The sequence below is a fragment of the Paenibacillus lentus genome (assembly GCF_003931855.1).
Lineage (GTDB): Bacteria > Bacillota > Bacilli > Paenibacillales > Paenibacillaceae > Fontibacillus > Fontibacillus lentus.
In genome coordinates this window covers 5,064,001-5,085,799 of record NZ_CP034248.1, presented here as the reverse complement: position 1 = coordinate 5,085,799, position 21,799 = coordinate 5,064,001, and the positions used below count along the sequence as shown (strand labels likewise).

Annotated in this window: 12 protein-coding genes; 9 read left to right on the top strand and 3 right to left on the bottom strand. The window is 44.5% G+C overall.

The features are described 5' to 3' along the window. The first annotated feature begins 3 nt into the window (after positions 1–3). From EIM92_RS22845 to EIM92_RS22830, 4 genes are read left to right on the top strand one after another with little or no spacing between them, the layout of a single operon-like run. Positions 4–726: an ABC transporter ATP-binding protein gene (locus EIM92_RS22845; RefSeq protein ID WP_125084817.1), complete on the top strand. Its 723-nt coding sequence runs from the start codon at positions 4–6 to the stop codon at positions 724–726. A 15-nt stretch (positions 727–741) separates the two neighbouring features. Further along, complete coding sequence (locus EIM92_RS22840) at positions 742–2,223, top strand: hypothetical protein (protein ID WP_125084816.1); 1,482 nt, start codon at positions 742–744, stop codon at positions 2,221–2,223. Positions 2,224–2,272: 49 nt separating this feature from the next. Continuing rightward, a complete protein-coding gene (locus EIM92_RS22835; protein ID WP_125084815.1) occupies positions 2,273–3,286 on the top strand; it encodes an aldo/keto reductase in 1,014 nt (337 codons plus the stop codon). Between the two features lie 59 nt (positions 3,287–3,345). After that, positions 3,346–8,610 carry an SDR family NAD(P)-dependent oxidoreductase gene (locus tag EIM92_RS22830; protein WP_125084814.1) on the top strand — a complete coding sequence of 1,755 codons (5,265 nt, stop codon included), beginning with the start codon at positions 3,346–3,348 and terminating at the stop codon, positions 8,608–8,610. 103 nt (positions 8,611–8,713) lie between these two features. Here the strand turns inward: EIM92_RS22830 and EIM92_RS22825 are convergent, their stop codons facing one another. Further along, on the bottom strand, positions 8,714–10,156 hold the full coding sequence (locus tag EIM92_RS22825) for a serine hydrolase (RefSeq protein ID WP_164515195.1): 1,443 nt from the start codon (positions 10,154–10,156) through the stop codon (positions 8,714–8,716). Positions 10,157–10,304: 148 nt separating this feature from the next. Then, positions 10,305–11,522, bottom strand: a complete 1,218-nt coding sequence (guaD, locus tag EIM92_RS22820) for a guanine deaminase (protein ID WP_246021136.1) — start codon at positions 11,520–11,522, stop codon at positions 10,305–10,307. 143 nt (positions 11,523–11,665) lie between these two features. On the opposite strand from guaD, the gene EIM92_RS22815 reads away from it, so the two are divergent. Both EIM92_RS22815 and EIM92_RS22810 read left to right on the top strand, forming a co-directional pair. Continuing rightward, the gene (locus EIM92_RS22815) at positions 11,666–12,835 is read left to right on the top strand and encodes an aminotransferase class I/II-fold pyridoxal phosphate-dependent enzyme (protein WP_125084812.1); all 1,170 of its coding nucleotides are present in this window, start codon (positions 11,666–11,668) and stop codon (positions 12,833–12,835) included. 35 nt (positions 12,836–12,870) lie between these two features. Continuing rightward, positions 12,871–13,758: a spermine/spermidine synthase domain-containing protein gene (locus tag EIM92_RS22810; protein ID WP_246021135.1), complete on the top strand. Its 888-nt coding sequence runs from the start codon at positions 12,871–12,873 to the stop codon at positions 13,756–13,758. Between the two features lie 318 nt (positions 13,759–14,076). Here EIM92_RS22810 and glf read toward each other — a convergent pair whose 3' ends face one another. Next, positions 14,077–15,180, bottom strand: coding sequence for a UDP-galactopyranose mutase (gene glf / locus EIM92_RS22805; protein ID WP_125084811.1), 1,104 nt, complete (start codon positions 15,178–15,180; stop codon positions 14,077–14,079). A gap of 179 nt (positions 15,181–15,359) precedes the next feature. Between glf and EIM92_RS22800 the strand changes: the two genes are divergently transcribed. The 3 genes from EIM92_RS22800 to EIM92_RS22790 all read left to right on the top strand — a co-directional run bounded on the left by EIM92_RS22800 (position 15,360) and on the right by EIM92_RS22790 (position 21,799). Next, on the top strand, positions 15,360–16,241 hold the full coding sequence (locus tag EIM92_RS22800) for a LysR family transcriptional regulator (protein ID WP_125084810.1): 882 nt from the start codon (positions 15,360–15,362) through the stop codon (positions 16,239–16,241). A gap of 183 nt (positions 16,242–16,424) precedes the next feature. Beyond that, positions 16,425–19,304 carry a glycoside hydrolase family 3 N-terminal domain-containing protein gene (locus EIM92_RS22795; RefSeq protein ID WP_246021134.1) on the top strand — a complete coding sequence of 960 codons (2,880 nt, stop codon included), beginning with the start codon at positions 16,425–16,427 and terminating at the stop codon, positions 19,302–19,304. 71 nt (positions 19,305–19,375) lie between these two features. Continuing rightward, positions 19,376–21,799: a glycoside hydrolase family 3 C-terminal domain-containing protein gene (locus EIM92_RS22790; RefSeq protein ID WP_125084809.1), complete on the top strand. Its 2,424-nt coding sequence runs from the start codon at positions 19,376–19,378 to the stop codon at positions 21,797–21,799.

Genomic DNA, 21,799 nt, shown 5'->3' with positions numbered 1-21,799 from the left:
CGTGTGAATATCATTGAACTAAATAATCTGACTAAAAATTATAATGGCGTTCCTGCTGTCAAGCAGTTGAATCTTGTAGTTCCCGAGGGACAAGTTTTTGCGTTCCTCGGGAGTAATGGAGCAGGAAAAACAACGACCATGAAAATGATGACTGGACAAATGAAACCGACGGAGGGAAAAGTCTTATTTTACGGCCGTGACATTTGGAGCGACCGCGAAGCTCGGAAGCTAGCAGGCTATGTGCCGGACGTCCCGCTTTTGCACGAAGGATTAACGGGGAGAGAGATGCTTCGTTTTGTCGGAGCATTATATGGAAAGACCACAGATTTACAACAGCAGGTTGATAAAATACTTAACCAGCTTGAACTGGAGGATAAAGCTGACCAGTTGATTAAAGAATATTCCCTCGGCATGAAACGGAAGATTTCAATTGGCTGTTCGTTAATTCATCAACCTAAAATATTGCTGCTTGATGAAGTAACCAATGGTCTTGATCCAAAGGCAACTCGTGAAGTAAAGGATTATATTCTTTCATTTGCCAAACGTGATGGGGGAACGGTCTTTTTAACAACACATGTCCTAAGTATTGTCGAAGAACTAGCGGATCAGATCATTATTTTGGACAAAGGCGTTATTAAAATGTCTGGAAGTTTGGATGAACTGAGAGAAATGAGAGGGCGAAACGAGAGCCGCCTAGAAGACATTTTTCTATCCGCAGTTGAGTAGAAGAAGGGAGACACCATGTGGAAACAAATTCAGGGTATTGGCTTTTTTTATACCAGACCTCTGGTTAATAAATTTATCCTTCACAGTAAAACGAAATGGTTGATTTATGCCGTGGTGGCAAGCGTGCTGGTGGCTGGATATATGTCCGAATTTTTCGGAGATATTCTGAGGAATGCCAACTGGGGAACGCGGCTGATGCTCATCATTACAGAATGTATTTTTGTTGGCCTGTTAAGAGGAATGAACACATTGCCGCAGCAAATGTATGGAGATCGGTTGCTTACTTTGTTCCATGTATCGGGTATATCTCCTGTTCGAATGATCTTGGGTCAATCGATTTCTAGCCTGCCTATGTACGCCTGGTCTTCATTAATGGTCAGTATCCCGTTAACGATTGGGTACTCCATACCACTGAGGTTGTTGTATGGCTGTGTGTTCATAATTATCTCGATGATTATGATCTGGTTAACCGATATATTAAGCCGCTTTTTACTAATTATTACGATGAAACATATTCCGAGCGTTGCCAAAACGTTTGCAGGGATTTCTACGGCCGCTTATGCCGTACTTATCGGTTTGCTAATTTGGTGTCTTGTGAGTATCGACTCTGTCTCGGCAGAAACATGGGACAAGCTTGTTATATTCCTTTATGCTTTTGCCATTTTGTTTGCTCTATCGTTCCTGGTGCTATTGATGTTCGCTGAGCGGATCGGCCAGCAATATTACGAGAGTTGGTTGAATTATTTGGAGTCCGAGCAGCGTGAGCAGCGCCATGAGGAACAAACCCTTTCTACCTTGGTCCATAATGCTTATGATGCCATTGTGCTAAAAGATATCACCCTTCTGTTCCGCAATCCACTTACAAGAATAAGGCTTGGCTTGTGGCTGATTGCAATAATTGGTGGAGCATTTATTACAAGGTATGGCGTTTTTGATTCCTTTATTAATAGCAGTAATTCGGCAGGTTATTCAATTCTATTTGTTACCTTACTATCAAGTCTCATTTTTGGGGAGGTGGTATCTACTCTATATCAGATGGAAGGACAGAACTACATCTTGTATTATGTTACGGCTGTGCGGGGTAAAACGATATTTGGCGCTAAGCTATTTGTAGCTTCTTTACTGCTTGTTGTTCCCTCTATATTGGGTGTTTGGATAACAGCAGCGATACTCCAACTGCCTTTTGTAGACTATTTCACAGGAGGCGGGCTGGCATTTATCATTTCCTTTGGATCGATCATCGTCCAACTGCTACTGGCCTCCATGGATCGGACCTGGACCAAGGGAACTAATCTGCAGGAGGGATCCAAGGAAGAAAAGATGCTTGAGCAATCCCCGCGCAAACCAATTCCAATTCTATCGGCTATAGCTGGATTGCTGTACATTCTGCTTTTGAATTGGGTGAGTTTTATGGAGGGGAGCCTCCTCGTAATTTTGTTAGTATTTCTGGGTACGATGACGTTGGGATTTGCAGGGCTGCGATACAGTAAGAGGTAGGACAGTCCTTAGAAAAAATAACGAAACTAAATTAATGGAGGTATTTAAAATGGAATATACCAAACTGGGGAATTCTGATTTAACTTCTTCTCGTATTGGGTTGGGAACGTGGGCTATTGGCGGCTTTGGCTGGGGAGGAACCGATGAGGCCAAATCAATTAAGGCCATTCATCGTGCTTTTGATGAGGGCATTAATCTTGTGGATACAGCACCAATTTACGGCTTTGGGTTATCCGAAGAAATTTGCGGTAAAGCGATCCAACAGTATGGTAAGAGAGATCAAATCATTATTGCTGACAAAGCTGGAGTGGAGTGGGGTGAGCATGGTTTGTATTGGTGCAATGCTTCCAAACAACGGATTATTGCTGAATGCGAAGATAGTCTCCGTCGCTTGCAAACCGATTATATTGATCTTTATCAATTACACTATCCTGAGGCAAATTTACCTGTAGAAACGGCCGCGGAAGCTTTTGCCCAATTGCTCCAGGAAGGAAAAATCCGCGCAATCGGCGTTAGTAATTTTTCGATTGAACAGATTGAAGCATGGCGTCAGGTTGCTCCGCTCCACAGCAGTCAAAATCGACTCAACGTTCTTCAATCCGAATGGCTACCTAGTTTTGAATATTGCGGTAATCAAGGAATCGGTACATTAACATGGGGAACATTGGCACAAGGTTTATTGACTGGAAAATTTGATGAATCATCCACTTTCCCTGAAGATGATCTGCGCCATATGTATCCGCTGTTTACAGGCGAATATTTCCCTCAGTATTTAAAGGCTGTTCATGACTTGAAGCAATTAGCTCATTCCAAAGGCAAAAATGTGGCTCAATTAGCGGTTCGATGGGTGCTCGATCAGCCGGGCGTATCTGTTGCTCTGTGGGGGGCAAGAGATGAATACCAATTGGATGATATATCCGGCGTGATGGATTGGAATTTATCGAAGGAAGACATGAATGAAATTGATCGTATCCTAAAAAAAGCCATTCATGATCCGTTTGTTGATCCCTCGTTAGCACCACCAACTAAAAAGGAACTTCAAGAGATGGGTTACTTAGAGTAAGAGCTGCAGGCATCTGAATTTTGAGAGGTATTACAAGATTGAGGAAAGAGGGAAGCGTTATGCATTCAAAAAAACATATACGCCTGATTTCTGATATTGAAAAAACATTGAAAAAAACAAAATTCATCAAAGAATTCCGAGTTACTGCAGAAGAAAATCTTAAGGGGAACCAGGTCCTTCATGTTAAGGACTGGCTCCCCACGGCTAGTCATCTTGAAAGGGGCGAGGCCAATTTTCAGAGTGCCAAGCAGAAGAACCCGATCGATAGATTAGATGATTCTTTGCCGTGGGCAATCAGTCATGGTGAACCCATCAAAGGCAGCAATGACACCACCGTTCCTATAAATTTATCTGACATGCTTATTCAAGCAGCCGCACAGTCGGATACTGGGATTATGTATATTTTAGAAGATGGGTCAGAGCAATACATCAGTTACCCCGAGCTGCTGGCAGACGCCAAACGGATCCTTCGTGGTCTCAGGGAATTAGGCTTGAAGCCTCAGGATAAAGTCATCTTTCAATTTAACAAAAATGAGAATTTTGTTCCTGCTTTTTGGGCATGTGTATTGGGTGGTTTTATCTCCGTACCGGTTGGTACGGCGTTGTCCTATCAAGAACACAATGCGGACACTGCAAAGCTGCTCAACATTTGGAAGATGCTCAACCGTCCTGTGATTTTAACGGATGCGTCTAGTGTGGATGATGTGACGAATTTAAAGAAATTATGGTCGGTCGATGAATTAGTAATTGCAGCGGCTGAAAATTTAAGGGAGCACGGCGAGGAACAGGATCTGTATGTATATGATGAAGATGATTATGTATTGTTTCTGTTTACCTCAGGCAGTACCGGGAAGCCGAAGTGCGTCCGTCATAAAAACCGCAGCATTGTTTCGCGTACAATAGCAACCGTACAGATGCATGCGTTTCAGTCTGAAGAGGTGTTACTAAACTGGATGCCTTTAGAGCATGTAGGCGGTCTAGTCATGTATCATATTCTAGGGGTAAATCTTGGCTGTAAACAATTGTTGCCGAGGATCGATTCTTTCATCTCTCAGCCGTTAAACTGGTTGAAATGGATGGATGCCTATCAAGTTACATTGACTTGGGCACCTAACTTTGCATTTTCATTAATTAACGAACTGGAAGCTGATTTGAAGCAAGGTCAATGGGATTTGTCTAGTGTCAGACATATTTTGAACGGTGGAGAAGCGATTGTACCCAAAACAGCGAAGCAGTTTCTAAACTTATTGAGAAAATTTAAGCTGCGTGATGATTGTATTTTCCCATCATTCGGTATGTCCGAAACATCTTCAGGGATTGTGTATTCCCATCGTTTTCGGAGTGCCCCCAAGGATGGAGTTCATTATGTCGATAAGTTATCCTTTCATAAAAGATTGCGATTTGGCGAACAGGAAGAGACCGGGGTTATGTGCTTTACTGAGGTGGGAGGGCCGTTACCGGGAGTCAGCATTCGGATTACAGACGATATGTGTCAACTAGTGAAGGAGCAGCATATCGGCAGAGTCCAAGTATCAGGTCCTACGATTATGGCGGGTTATGATCAGAATCCCGAAGCTAATGAGGAGGCCTTCACGAAGGATGGCTGGTTTGATACGGGAGATCTTGGTTTTATTAAAGATGGAAAATTGACCATTACAGGCCGTCAGAAAGACATCATCATCGTAAATGGGAACAATTTCTATAATTACGAAATCGAGGCTATTGTCGGGGATGTTTATGGCGTGCTTCCCACTTATGCGGCCGCTGTTCCACTTACGGACCCTATGACTGGCATGGAAGAGCTGATTTTGTTTTTTAGCCCGGCGGATGACAAGGATTTGGATTATATCTCAAACATTATTATGCAAATCAGAAGAGTTGTAAGCACGAGTCTAGGTATTAATCCGAAGTATATTATTCCGGTGAAGAGAGAGAATTTTTCGAGAACTGAATCAGGCAAAATACAGCGGAATGCCTTCGCGGAACGGTTCAACCGCGGAGAATTCGAGGATATTCTGAGACTTCTGGAAGTGAAACGAGAAGAGGATATGACTCTGCCTGAATGGTTTTATACTCGGGAATGGTCAGCTAGTCCATCTCCTGAGAACAGCTTGCCATCTGGCACCTGTCTTATTTTCAACGACAGCTTCGGATTGGGGCTGGCGTGGGCTTCCCAGATTAAGAGGATCAGTGACGTTATCATTGTGGATGAAGGACAGAGGTTTGAAAAGAAGGCTCCCCATCATTACATTATAAATCCAAAATTGTCACAGGATTATAATATGCTGATGGAACATCTTTCTTTGGATCATCTACATATTGACCACGTATTTCATCTGTGGGCATTCCAACAGGATAACCAGCAAAAGCGAAATGAACTGGAGAATTTAAAAGAAGCTCAGTTTAAGGGGAGCTACAGCTTGCTGAATTTGATGCAGGCTCTGAATGAACATGGAGTACTTCCGTCTACGATGACAGTCATTGCCCCTAATGCAAGCTGGTTCCGTCATGGCGATGAACCGTTTTTTGAGAATGCGACGCTTCCCGGATTAGTGAAAACTTTGGGGTATGAATACCCTCAAATGACTTCCACCTTCATTGATATAGATGGATCATCGCCCCTTGCACAATTGGTGGAGATCATAAGTAAGGAATGGCAGCAGTTGGATTCAAGCATTGTAATGTATCGTCAGGATCAGAGATATGTTCCAAAGCTCCGCAAATTAAAGGCAAATCAACAGTATACGGGCCAAATGCCATTGATACGCGGGGGAATGTATCTGATTACTGGTGGTTTAGGCGGGGTTGGTGCGTTAATAGCGCAATATCTTATAGAACACCACGACGCAAATATAGTGATCATTGGCAAAACCAGCCTTGACGAAAAGCATCAAGCGAATGAGCATTATGCAGATCGCCGGCGAACACTGGAGAGGCTTCAAGAACTAGGAACTAGGACGAATCAGGTAATTTACGCACAAGCAGATGTATCGTCATGGAGCAATTTAAATGCTGTTCTCCAACAAGCCTTTGTGATGATGAATACGGATCAAATCAATGGAATGATTCATTTGGCTGGGATCTATGAGGAGAGGCTGATGACCGAGCAATCGGTAGAGTTCTTGGATTTCATGTATGAAACAAAAGTATGGGGAACATATAATATGGCACGTCTTTTAGAACAGTACCCGGACGCCATGCTTGTAACAAGCTCTTCCACAAGTAGTATTGCTTCTGGATATGGCATCAGTGCGTATAGTTCTGCAAATACGTTCGTCGAATGGTTTACAGAATACTTGGCTGATAAATATAAGCATGTATATTGCTTAGCATGGAGTTTATGGAGTCAAATCGGTCTTGGTAAACAATTTAATAATATGCAGGAGATGCTGCACAAACGAGGTCATATTCCGATAACATCTTCAAAAGGGATGTATTCCTTTGAGTTTAGTCTTTCCTTAGGCGAGCCATTAGTCTATATAGGACTTGACCAAGCTTCACCGGATATTGTTTTGTTGAGCAAAGAGGCCGTAGAGACGGAAATATTAATTACAGTGGAGTTCACTACGCATGATTCTGACTCCTCTCTTTCTGAGTTGTATGATTCTATACGTATGTCCCGTGGATATATGGCGGAAGAGGATATTACGTTGAAGCTGCGACACTTGGGGAGTCTCGATGAAGGCAGACAATTGGCAATATCCGAGACTAAAGAGGAAGGACAGGGAATAGAGAAGCAATTGGTTCATCTGTTAAGTGCTCTTGTTCAACAGGAACATGTAAATGCTCATGACAATTTTTTTGATGTGGGGGGGAACTCTCTGAAGGCTGCCCGGCTGTTGTCTAACATACAATCCAGTTACGGTGTATCCATATCACTAAGAGACTTTATGGAGAACCCAACGATGAGCGGCCTAGCAAGTCGAATACGGACGGCAGGAAATCATTTGGTTACGGAACAGAATTCATCTGCACATCCTGATTCGCCAGCTCGAACGAAACATAATGACAGGCATCTTGAACTGACCCCGTCCCAGCTAGGACAATGGATTCTTCATCAAGCGAATCCGAGCAGCCCTTGTTACAACATCACCTTTACACTAAGATTCGATGGGATGCTGGATATTTCAACCTTATTAAAAAGCGTTGAAGCCTTGGTGAAAAACCAAGATGCGCTGCGTATGCTGATTAAATTAGAGGGCGATCATCCAAGGATCAGCATCGAGAATAACGTTGTGATTGGGATCCCTGTTACGGATCTCTCAGCCTTAGATCCAGGAATTCAGGAGGAGCATTTAGCTGAACTGATTCGTGCGGAAGCGAACAAGCCATTTAACTTGACTCAGGATGCCTTATCCCGTTTTACTATGATCAAACTTAGCGATTATCGGCATGTCCTGCTTGGTTCTATGCATCATATTATTTCTGATGGTTGGTCCGTTCATGTCCTTACCGAGGAAATCATTCGTTATTATACGGAACTCAACGAGGGGAACATCCCTGAACCGAAAGGGCAGATCATGTCATACGGTGATTTTATCGAGGGCCAGAGATCTTGGTTTGAAAATAGTAATGCTCCGTATACGGAACAGCTTGGTTACTGGAAGAAGGCACTTGCAATAGATGTACCTCCTATTTCATTGCCTCTAAACTATACACGCCCACCGGTACAAACCTACAATGGGACAATTCTCGAATATGAAACCGGGGAAAAGCTTGCTTCAAAAATAAGCGATGCCTGCCGCTGTACGAAGACATCGAAGTACATGTTTTTGTTAACCATATTTGCGACATTGCTATACAGATACTCGGGTCAAGACAGGTTGCGAATAGGCACAGTCATGGCGAATAGAAATTGGCCGTACTCCGATGAATGGATCGGCTACCTGGCCAACACGCTTGCTTTAGATATAGGCTTTACCGGGGCACCAACTTTTGATGAACTGCTGACTCAGGTTAAGAATGTGGTTTTGGAAGCGCATGAGCATCAGAGTATTCCACTGGAAATCATCCTGCGTGAATTAAAAATTAAGCCTGATGCAGCTCGCTCTCCGCTTTTCCAGGTAGTATTTACGGTACAAAATGCACAGCAATCCATTTATAACATGAAGCAAGGGACAGCACGGCTGCATATTGAAGCTAATATGACATCTAAATATGATTTAAGCCTGCATGTATATGAAACAGAGGAAGATCTTCAACTAAGGTTGGAGTATAATACGGATTTATTTACAGAACAAACGATGCAGGCGTTCTTAGAGCATTATATCAATATGGCGGAGTCAGCGGCGGATTATTGCCGTTCAGTTCCACAAAGCAACTAAACAAGATTGATTCGGCCATGCCAAGAGGCACCTCTCAATTGAATTGGGAGCAACAAAATGTTGTTCCTAAATTCTTTCGGGAGGTGCCTCTCTTAACGAAGTATTACTTTTTTACCGGCTGGAATGAAATGTCCTTGACACCGGGTGTAGGCTCCAATGGCATGTTCAAGCATTCGCATCTTCCATTTTCATTGACGTTAAATTCAATCAGAAACTGGGCATCATTTTGTTCGTCGACTACTTTGAATACATTCTGATTATAGTGATATAACGGCAACTCGGCATCTTTGTATTTTAGGAATAATGAGCCTTCTCGCTCGCAAATCACGGCCCCTCCGTAGGCTGGGTGGTTAAATTCCCCTAAATAACAGGATGTGGGATGTGAAGGTGCTGGATCATCAATATCTGTGATAGAGTAATCGGAATTGCGCATGCTGGCTAGAGCTTGGTGAAGCTGCTCGTTCTTGATTTTAAATCTTGTATTCCAATCAATCGGACCTAAACCTAATATTTGATCATACATATGATAAGCCATGCATTCCGGAAGCTGGGTCACTTCTTTGTTAGCTAAAATAACGATGCCGATATCGTCATCTGGCATAAATGAAATATGGGTACTGAAGCCGGTTGTATTCCCTCCATGACTAATCAGTTTGCGGCCACGGTACACTTCAACGAACCAGCCTAGGCCATAAAGAGAATACGGGATCTCCGGGAATTCTCCAGGGCCAACTACAATTTGAGGAAATAGCATTTCATTGAGCTGTGCTTCTGAAACAACTGAATTTCCATGGATCTGTCCATGGTTTAAAAGTAAAGAAAGCCAGGCAGATAAATCTTTTACATTGGAGATAATAGACCCGGCTGGACCTTGTATATCTAAATTGCTGAATGGAATCTCGATGATATCATCACCAACTGCAGTATAGGGGGTTGCGTAATTGTCTAGTTGCTGCAAATCCTTGATGGAGAAGAGACTGGAGTTCATGTCAAGCGGTTCAAAGATCTTTTTCTTTACCCATTCCTCCCACGTCATACCCGTCTGCTGTTCGATAAAAAAGCCTATTAATATATACATGATGTTGGAGTATTGCCAAACATAGCGGGCGGGAAGATTGGGATCGAGAAATCGAATGCTTTCGGCAATTTCTTCTCGCGTGAGGGTAGTATTGTTAAGGACCATATCATGCCTCGGCAGTCCAGAACGATGACAGGCAATATCGCGTAAGGTTAAATGGTCCGTAGCATAAGAATCTTTCATTTGGAATGAAGGCCAGTACTGCTTAATGGGGGTATCCCAATCCATATTCTGTTCATTTAACAAAATCGAGAGAGCCATCGTTGTAAATGGTTTTGTCGAAGAGGCAATGGGAAATAATGTTTCCGTATTTACAGGAAGCTTCTCTTTGATGTTTCTTTCACCAAAACCTGATGAAAACAGAACCTGATTTTTTTGTACCACGGATATAGCAATCCCCGGGATTTGCCATTCTTTTCTTAACTTATCAATCCAAAAGCTTATCAATTTGAATACAGCTGAATTCATACGCACCTCTCCCATCGCAAAATGCTCTTTATTATAAAAATATACATTCATTTACAATATGTCAAATTTATCATAATTAAGGTTAAGCTGACATATGACTTGGCAGCTCGTTATTACGGAGATACATCCTCAAATTGCCTTGGGTGTTTTACTCCTGACGCAAATGTACCTTCTCCCCCTGTACCCAAACTTCGCGGATATGTTCAGGTCTAACCAAGTACATCATTTTCTGAAAAACATCGTCCAAATTCTCGTCTTCATTAAAGATCGGCAGTTTGGCAGAAGGTAATTTCGTATCGATGATCTGTACATCCCAGGCATAGTTTTCTTGAATACGGCCGATAGGCAAGCTTAAGCTTTCACCACCGCCGGCGGTAGCCAGATAGAATGCCTCATGGATTGTAATACGTGATCCGGGCACACCACGCTCATTTGCCGGAAGGGAGGTATTCACGCCATCCTCCAGCATTCTGGAAGAGATAACCGCTTGTCGGATGTTATCGTACAGGCTAGGTGAGAAGCCTCCCGAAATATCGGAGCCTAGACCGATCTCGACGCCTTTACCATGCAAATGGGCGATCGGAATGACACTGTTGGCAAAATATGCGTTGGAGATGGGGCAATGGGCAATGGCTGTTCCTGTCTTTGCGAATAAATCCGCATCTTGATCATTGAGGAAATTGCAGTGGGCCATGATAGATTTATCACAAAATAGGCCAAAACCATGCAGGGCGAAGGCATCATTTTTGTGAAAGCGATCCTGTACATAGCCGTGTTCCCAGTCGCTTTCGCTGCAGTGCGATTGGATATAGGCGTCATATTTGTCGGCCAGTTCCCCTAGGCCTTTCAAAGCTTCATTCGTGCAGCTTGGAATGAATCTCGGGGTCACTACCGGATACACGCCTTGCTTTGTGGACTTGGCTAACTTCTGTACAGCTATAATGAATTCTTTGGTGTCCAGGAGTGCCGTTCTCGTGTCAGCGTCGCGATAGTATTCTGGATTTTGCTGCGGATCATCCATGACGACTTTGCCGACGAGACCGCGCTGGCCTTTGGTGGCGCATATTTCCGCCAGCAACAAGCTGGCTTCTTTATGCACGGTGGCAAAATAAAGCGCTGTGGTTGTACCGTTTGCAAGTAAAGCGGACACCACATCGTCGTAGACTTTTTTTGCAAAGTCGAGATCCGAAAATTTAGACTCCAGCGGGAAAGTGTACGTATTTAGCCAATCATAGAGCGGGATATCCAATGCGGTTCCGGACTGGGCCCATTGCGGCGCGTGAACATGCAGATCGATAAAGCCAGGCAAGAAATACTGGCCGTCAGCTAGTCGGCGGAAGTTGGGGGTGCCTTGGTAACGGTTCATGCTCTGGATTGGCTCTTCCTAGTACCTTGGAACATTTCACAGGTTATTGTTCATACTTATTCTATTATGATAACCTTTTGGTAACTCATTATTATAATTTATATCGTTTGTATAAAGTTTAAGCCAAAAAGGAGCAAACAAAGATGCAGTTCGCAAAAAGAATGAATCGGTTTGGTGAAGGTATTTTCACTAAATTATCGGATATAAAACGTAGCAAATTGGAACGTGGAGAAACGGTGATCGATCTGAGCATCGGCGCACCGAACATTCCGCCGGAGAGACATATCATCGAAGCCCTATGTATGGCTGCCACCGACGAAAGGAACTATGTGTATGCTCTCAGCGATCAAAGTGCTTTGCTGGAAGCGGTAAGCGCCTGGTACAGGGAGAGATATGAGGTTGAGCTGAACCCCAAAACGGAGATCTGCTCCTTATTAGGTTCGCAGGAAGGACTGGCGCATATTTCATTGTCCATCGTGGATGAGGGAGATATTGTGCTGGTGCCCGATCCCTGTTACCCGGTATTCGCAGATGGGCCGCTGCTTGCGGGAGCGAAGCTTCATTATATGCCGCAGAAAAAAGAAAACGGCTATGTGATCGATTTGCTTGATATTCCCGAACATGTGGCACAGCAAGCCAAGCTGATGCTGGTATCTTATCCGAATAATCCGACTGCCGCCATGGCACCGGATAGCTTCTACATTGATCTGGTCGCCTTTGCGAAGAAATATGATATTATTGTTCTTCATGATAATGCCTACAGTGAATTAGTGTTTGATGGCAAAAGCTGCGGCAGCTTCCTCGCCTACCCCGGTGCGAAAGAGGTCGGGGTCGAATTTAATTCCTTGTCCAAAACCTATGGTTTGGCTGGAGCGAGAGTCGGTTTTTGCGTGGGAAATGAGGAGGTCGTCTCCCGCCTGAAAATCCTGAAGTCGAACATGGACTACGGCATGTTTCTGCCGATTCAGCAAGCTGCGATTGCGGCGATAACAGGTGATCAGACCGGTGTAGAGACAATGCGTAAAGCTTACGAGCAACGAAGAGATATTTTATGCGATGGTTTGAATGCGCTGGGATGGGCCATCGACAAGCCGGAGGCAACGATGTTTGTCTGGGCGGAGATCCCCTCACATTACGAGACATCGGAGGAGTTTGTCATGGACATGGTCAACAAAGCCGGAGTCATCGTTACGCCGGGCAGTGCCTTCGGCCCTTCGGGCGAAGGATATGTGAGAATGGCGCTGGTTCAAAGTGAAGAGAATCTGAAGCAGGCGGTAGAGGCGGTTCGCCAAAGCGGGATTTTAAATGTGTAATAATAACGTAAGCCAAATTATCAACAGGTGAGAAAATGGAACATAATCAAACGATACAACAGAAAATAAAGGAAGATAACGCCAAGGTATTTGCTTTGCTAAGCCATTATTTGAATCATGCCCCTGATTTGATTACTCAGGAGGAAATGGATGAGATTGTTCAAAGTGGCGTTTCTCATGAATATGCTTTTGCTGTCTTATTGGCAGCTGCCTTCGGACTGGACATTGTAGATAACGCGGACGATAAGCAGTTGTTCAATCATTATTTTAAGTCAATGCTTCATAAACTTGAGGCTGAGGAGTATTATAAGAACGCATATTATAGCCAGATCAAGATTCCTGCCATCCAAATAGGCACCAGCGAGTTGAAATATGAACAATACAAGCCTTTCGAAGGCTTCGTATGCAACGATATCGTCCGTACGGAAGAGGGAAGGCAAATTCCCCAGATCGGTTTTTTTGATACGGCCTTCCGATTTCCGGCCATTCTGGAAAATAACCGCATCTGGATGACCATTACGCCGAACGAAATCGAAACGATGAAGGAGCCTGTCGAACAAGCTTTCGGTAACGTACTTACGTATGGACTCGGACTTGGTTACTATGCGTATATGGTATCGGAGAAAGAGAATGTTACGAGTGTAACGGTCGTTGAAAGCAATAAGCATGTGATCGATTTATTTCGACAATACGTGCTGCCGCAATTCAAGCATGGCCATAAGATTCACATTGTTCAGGCGGATGCCTTTGAATATGCGGAAGAGCAGATGGGCAAAGGGAAATATGATTTTGTGTTTACGGATTTATGGCATGATGTTTCTGATGGGATGGACATGTATTTGCAAATGAAGCAGTACGAGAAACAATGTCCGGGTACTGTGTTTACGTATTGGATCGAGAAATCCATATTGTGTTATTTATAAAGGGTGGGTCAGACTGGATGAAGGGGTTTTAGAACAAGCTGTTGATGCGGTACCTATTGTGTATGATCAATATAAACTTGAGGTTTGGAATTTGGCGGATAATTTGTAAATTTTTGATGTTTTCAATTTGGGAAACTGGATTATCCACCATGATCGCTGGATTAAGAATATGATTCAACCTGAGAATACCACGAAATATGAACGGAAGGATTTACTCCTAGTGGAGTTGGGGGCGGTTAAGGGAATTACCTCCAAACCTGATGGCATAAAACAACCCGCCCCAGGCACTGGGGCGGGTTATTTCCAGTAAACGAACACTCACTCTCCAAACTCCCTGCTAACAGCAGCCAAAGCCGCTCCGATGACCTGATGCATGTCGTAGTATTTGTAGGTAGCGAGGCGTCCGCCGAAGATGACCTGTTGCTCGCGGTCGGCCAGAACTTTGTATTTTCGGTAGATTTCATTGTTCTTACCGTCGTTGATGGGATAATAGGGCTCGTCACCTGGCTTCCATTCTTGAGGATATTCCTCGGTGATGACCGTTTTGTGCTGCGTACCGTATTCAAAATGCTTATGCTCAATAATCCGCGTATACGGCGTTTCCGGATCCGTGTAATTAACGACGGCATTGCCTTGGTAGTTGGGGGTATCATGCAGCACTTTCGTTTTAAACTGCAGGCTCCGGTATTCGAGCACACCGTATTCGTAAGCGTAATATTGGTCGATCATGCCGGTATAAACTACTTTTTTGGCACAGCCAAGAAAAGCATTCCTGTCTTCGAAGAAATCCACATTCAACCTGACCTCGATGCCTTCCAGCATCTTCTCGATAATCGCCCCGTATCCGCCGATCGGGATGCCTTGGTACCTATCATTGAAATAGTTGTTGTCGTAAGTGAAGCGGACGGGAAGCCGTTTGATAATGAAGGAGGGCAGGTCTTTGGCGGATCTTCCCCACTGCTTCTCCGTATATCCCTTGATTAGTTTTTCGTATATATCCGTGCCGACAAGTGAAATCGCTTGTTCCTCCAAATTTCTAGGTTCGGTGATGCCGGCTGCTAACCTTTGTTCTTCGATTTTTTGCCTGGCTTCATCCGGGGTGACAACGCCCCATAGCTTATTGAAGGTGTTCATGTTAAAGGGCAGATTGTACAATTCTCCCTTATAGTTGGCGATCGGTGAATTGGTGAACCGATTGAATTCGGCAAAACCATTCACATAGTCCCATATCTCTTTGCTGTTCGTATGAAAAATATGAGCCCCGTACTTATGTACGTGAATATCCTCTATTTCTTCCGTATATATGTTTCCGCCGATGTGATCTCTTCTATCGATGACCAGGCATTTCATGCCTCTCTTGTTCGCTTCATAGGCGAATACTGCTCCGAACAATCCTGCACCAACTACTAAATAATCATACATGTGAATACTCCCTTAATCGATCGTTATTTCACATCTTAGCATAATCGAATGCAATGAACTATAGCATCTCTGCAGTATGCAGCTAGATTGATATAAAGTAAAATATGCTGTACTATCAATGCAAATAACAATAGCAACCATTGGCTAAGGAGTGTCCGGAATTAGGAGGGTTAGCCGAATTGAACACAGAAGCACTGGAATACTTCATCAAGGTATATGAGAAAAATAGTGTTACAGCGGCAGCGAAAGATCTGTTTATTACCCCTCAGGGAGTAAGCAAAACCATCAGGCAGTTAGAAATTGAGCTGGAAGCTGAATTATTCTACCGAAGCTCTCGAGGGATGGAAGCAACCAAAGCCGGTGAGCTCCTCTATGCCCGGGCTAAACATATTCATTATTTGATCGAGGACATCAAGAAGGAAATTAATATTATTAGCGGAAAAAAAGGCAGCTTGAATGTGGTGATTACATATTCCATAACATCGATTTTGCCCGTGGATTTTTTATATCAATTCTCTCAAGTTTACCCTGATATTCAAATCAAGTTGAAGGAATATCCGGATGAGTATCCAATTAACGAGATATTCCAAGAGGAAGTGGATGTCGGCCTGGTTATCGGTACGGAAGAAATGGAGAATTGTGAATTTGAGTTAATTGCCGAAGGCGAATTCGTGGTCATCGTGTCGAAGGAACATCCATTAGCCGGTAAAGACGAAATTTCAATCATGGATCTGACAAGTGAAGCGTTGGTCGTTAAAGCGGCTGGTGAAGGGAAGGAGAACGGCTTTGTCGAGAAATGCATGGAGCAAGGATTTTCGCCTCAGATTATCCATGAATTCGGCAGTATTATATCTGCCCATAGATTATGCGAGAGAAATGGAACTGTAGGAATCTCTATCGATTTTGTGGAAGAAGCACTTATGAATGATAACTTAAAGCGGATTAAACTGAAAGAGAAGATTCCACAGGACATTTACCTCGTCTTCAGAAAAAGAGGAGTTCAGTCAAAAGCAGTAGCTTTATTTCAAAGATACGTCAAGGATCGATGCAAGTCGTTTTGATGGGAGCAACCGCCCGTCAGGACGGCTTTTTTTTGTAGTCAACTAAAAGTTGCCGCCCCCTAACGTTTCGTTGATTCTATATTTAACTTATCTGCGCTAAGCTTAAATTGCAGTCGAAATGAACGCTCATCCATGATTTACAACAGATGAAAGCGTTTCAAATAACTAGATGGGGGCAAGAAAATGGGGGCAAGAAATTTTATGTCAGGTAAATCCAAGAAAAAGTTCCGTATTATCATGAGTTCTCTGCTGGTATTTGTATTGCTTATCGGCACAGGGGCGAACATTGCACTGGCATACTACTCGGATGTCATCACAGCGTATTTTTCAAAAATCGATATCACAACGCCAGAAGCGCAGAAAGCGCGGGCTAATTCTGAAGTGGTGTCAGAGTTGATTACGGATGAAGGGATCGTTCTTCTCCAGAATCATGATGGTATGCTGCCGATGACGACGAACAAAAAAGTGAATGTTTTTGGATGGAGTTTTACGGCGCCTGTATACCTGGGCTCTGGTTCCGGTGCGGCAGATTCCTCTACGGCGGTAACGCCAAAGGCTGGTTTGGAAGCAGCTGGTTTTGAGATCAACGAGCAATTATATAACGATTACGTAGCAACTGGGCTCGAAAGACCCATATCGGGAATTGAGGGATATGATTGGACGATTCCAGAACCCGTGGCTTCTGAGTTTTACACCGAGGAAAGAATGAAGCAAGCCACCGAGTTTTCGGATACAGCGATTATCTTCCTTGCTCGTGCGGGTGGTGAAGGGACAGATCTTCCGGACGTCTTGGACGGCCCGGATACCTATGATCCGAATGGAACCACGATGGGCCCAAGCGGGGAACGCTTCGGTAATCTTGACGATTTGGATCCGAATAAGCATTACCTAGAGCTGTCCAATCGAGAGCTTGGCATGATCGATGCGGTGACGAATCATTTTGACAAAATTATCGTGATCGTGAATGGCTCGAATACGTTTGAACTGGATTGGATCAAGAAATATGACCAAATCAAAAGTGTTGTGACGGTCGCCGGACCGGGACAAAAAGGATTTGCATCGCTGGGCAAAATTTTAGCGGGACAACTCAATCCGTCGGGAAGAACGGTGGACTTGTTTGCAACAGATGTGCTTGATGCGCCGGCGATGAGAAACTTTGGAGATTTACGATATGTGATAGACAACGGGGACGGTACATATGCGGTAGCCGTAGATAAGAACAATGTTCCTTTGACTTATGTTAATTACACCGAGGGGATTTATGTAGGCTACCGCTACTACGAGACTGCAGCAGCAGAAGGAGCAATCAACTATGACGAGAAGGTGATGTTCCCGTTCGGCCATGGGCTAAGCTACACGACCTTTGAACAAGAGGTTGTTCCGAACAGCTTAAACTGGAATGATACGGACATTTCCGTCGAGGTCAAAGTGACGAATACAGGCTCCATGGAAGGTAAAGAGGTTGTACAGCTTTATTATTCCGCGCCTTACACAGGAAAAATTGAAAAGTCATCCGTCGAGCTAGCTGCTTTTGCCAAAACGGGCCTCATAAAGCCAGGCGAATCAGAGACAGTGAACTTGACATTTAAAGTAGAAGATATGGCTTCGTATGATTACGCTAAAGTTTACAGTCAAACCGGCTCTTATGTTCTTGAAGCAGGTGAATACAAGCTCATGCTGATGAAGAACTCGCATGACAAAATCGTGGATGTAAGTTCGAAAAACTTGAATCAAGTGGTGTTTGACGAGAACGGCCGCTCTACGGATCAGCAAGTCGCAGTCAATCAGTTTGACGATTTGGTGACTGGAGAGGGCAGCATCCAAACATATCTTTCTAGAGCAAACGGTTTTGCGAATATGGATGTCCTGAACACGAACGAAACCTTCCAGGTGAAGAACGCGGAAGGTGCTGTAGAGGAAGTAAGAGGTACGCTCGTGGATGCTTCATTTGTTGATTATATTAACAGCAAACGTTATGACATTCCTGCGGACGAGCAACAGAGCCCGCCGACGACGGGAGCGAATAATGGGAAGACATTAAAGGATTATGTGGGTGTTGATTATGAGGATGCAAGCTGGAGTGAACTGTTAGATCAGTTATCTGTTCAAGACCTTGTATCGATTGGAACGCTTGGTGGTTATCGGACTGTAGAGGTCGCATCCATCGGCAAACCGGCAACGACAGACTATGATGGTCCAGCGGGCATCAGTGCTCTGTTATCTAAGAATCCGATGTCTGGAATCGCATTCCCTTCGGAGACGATGATTGGACAAACCTGGAACATTGAACTGGCGGAAAAAATGGGAGATGCCGTAGGCGCAGAAGCGAAAGCATACGGAGTCAGCGGCTGGTATGCACCGGGCGTTAACATCCACCGCACCGCATTTTCCGGAAGAAACTTTGAATATTATTCCGAAGATGCTCTTCTTTCCGGGAAGATGGCTGCTGTTGTAACTAAGGGTTATCAAAGCCATGGCGGGTTCGTCTACATGAAGCACTTTGCGCTTAACGATCAGGAGAAGAATCGTACTTTAGGCGTTTTAACCTGGAGCAACGAACAGGCGATCCGTGAAATCTACCTGAGGGCATTTGAATATGCGGTGAAGGAAGGGGACGCAAAAGGCGCGATGTCCGCATTCAACAGTATTGGTCATACATGGGTTGGAGCGAGTCCGGCGCTAATGAAAGAAGTACTTCGCAATGAATGGGGCTTCAAAGGGATCGTCAATACAGACTTCTTTATTGGTCCTTCTTATCCGTATATGACCGCTGAGCTCGCTTTCAGGGCAGGCAATGATATCCTTCTTACCGGGGTTGCGCCGTACGGTGTGCCGGAAGTCGATGCAAAGAGCAATGATACGTTATGGGCAATGAGAGATAACGCACATAATGTGCTGTACACTGTAGCGAACAGTAATGGGATGGATAACGGGATGAGTACGGATTTACCGGGATGGGCGAAGATTACGATTGCAGTAGACATTATTATTGTTATTGGCGTTGCTGCCGGCTTCTACTTCTTATTCCGCAAACGGAAACCTGCTGTTCAAGCCGCGGCTTAAGTTAAAAATTAAATTAAAAATATTCTGGCGGTACTCTGTATGGGGTACCGCCAAAAATAAAGGAAGAGACGATGAAACATACTGAAATTATAAAGAAAATGACATTGGAAGAGAAAGCCTCTTTGATGTCGGGCAAAGATTTCTGGCAGACGCAAAATATTGACCGACTCGGCATTCCTAGCATGTTCCTAGCAGATGGTCCACATGGGATTCGCAAGCAACAGGCCGCAGCCGATCATTTGGGGCTGAATGCCAGTCTTCCAGCGACATGCTTTCCAACGGCAGCAACGGTAGCTAATAGCTGGAATCCGGAGCTAGGAGAGAAAATTGGAAGATATCTTGGCAAAGAAGCCGTTGCCCAGAAAGTCAACGTGCTGCTCGGGCCGGGAGTGAACATGAAGCGCAGCCCTTTATGCGGGAGAAACTTCGAATATTTCAGCGAAGATCCTTATCATGCTGGTAAAATGGCTGCGGGCTATATCCGCGGGATTCAATCGCAAGGAATTTCAGCTTGTGTGAAGCATTTTGCCGCCAATAATCAGGAAGAAAGACGGATGTCGATTGATACGATCGTGGATGAGAGGACGCTCAGGGAGATTTATTTAACGGCGTTCGAGATTGCTGTTACGGAAGGCAAGACGAAGACCGTTATGTCTTCTTACAATAAGCTGAATGGGGAGTATACGAATGAGAACCTGCATTTAATGCGGGAAATTTTGCGCAAGGAATGGAATTTCGAAGGCGTTGTCGTTACCGATTGGGGGGGCAGCAATGATCGCGTGGCTGGGCTCTTGGCCGGCAATGAACTTGAGATGCCTACGACAGCAGGGGAGACGAATGAGGACATTATTCGAGCCGTGCGAAGCGGAGAGCTGAAAGAAGAAGTTCTGGACGAATGCGTAGATCGGCTGCTTGAGCTAGTTTTTTCGACGGAAGAAGTGTTTAAGAAAATTTCTAGTACCGAGTTTGATGCGGAGGAGCACCATAGAGCGGCCCGGGAGGCGGCTGAAGAATCTATCGTGCTTCTTAAAAATGAAGATCATATTTTGCCGCTCAAAGCCGGTGTTAAAGTAGCGGTTATTGGCGATTTTGCACAAAACTCCAGATATCAAGGGGCTGGATCATCGATTGTGAATCCGACGATTCTGGATCACACCTTGGATTATTTGCAGGAGGCGGGAATTGCTAGTGTGGGCTATGAGCCTGGATTTGAGCGCTACGGGAAACGAAGCCAGAGAAAGATAGACCGGGCATGCGCGCTCGCCAAGCAGGCGGAAGTAGTTCTATTATACCTGGGTCTGGATGAAGTGACGGAGGCTGAAGGACTGGATCGGCAGAGCATGAAGATTCCCCAGAACCAAGTCGATTTGCTTCATGAGCTGTATAAAGTGAACTCGAATATCGTAGTTGTTTTGTCGTGCGGTTCTGCGGTAGAAATGCCATGGATTGATAAAGTGAAGGGCCTAGTTCACGGTTATTTAAGCGGTCAGGCAGGTGCAGGAGCGATTCTTAGAGTATTGTCCGGCAAAGTGAATCCTTCCGGCAAATTGGCGGAATCGTATCCGCTTCGTTATGAGGATACGCCCGCATATTATCATTTTCCGGGCAAAGAGGTCAGTGTTGAATATAGAGAAGGCTTGTATATCGGCTACCGCTATTATGATACTGCGAACGTAGAGGTGCTGTTTCCGTTTGGCTACGGCCTGAGCTATACCACCTTCGAATACTCCGATATCCAAGTGATTGAAGAAGGTGTCGTTTTTAAAATAACGAATACCGGGAGCAGAGCCGGAATGGAAGTAGCGCAGCTCTACATCGGCTGCAAGACGGGAGAGATTTTCAGACCAAAGAAAGAATTAAAGGGATTTACCAAAGTGTCCCTGCAAGCGGGAGAAACCAAAACGGTTATGATCCCTTTCGACGATAAGACCTTCCGTTATTTCAATGTAAAGACGGATAGATGGGAAGTCGAACAAGCGGAATATGTCATTATGGTTGGCGCATCCAGTGCGGATATTAGATTGACGGAAACATTGGTCGTGGAAGGAACGAATGCTCCGCTTCCATATGATCAGGAGAAGCTGCCTTCCTATTATTCAGGACAGGTCAGCAAGATCAGTCAAGAGGAATTTGAGAGTCTTCTAGGCTGGAAGGTTCCCGTGCCGACTTGGGATCGAACGAAGCCGATCGGTTATAACGACACGATTGCACAGTGCCAGTATGCCAAAGGCGCATTTGCTAGATTCGCATTTCACTTAATATCTTTCGCTCATGGTTTCCTATGGAAAATAGGGAAACGAAGCACTGCCAATTTGATCATGATGTCTATCTATCATATGCCGTTTAGGGGAATTGCGAGAATGACGGGCGGCATCGTGAACATGCCGATGTTGGATGGGCTGTTGATGGTAGTAAATGGTCAGTTTTTTAAAGGGTTCCGGCATTTCTTCAAAGAGCGAGCTAAAATGTTGAAGCTCGCTAAGAGCAATAATTAA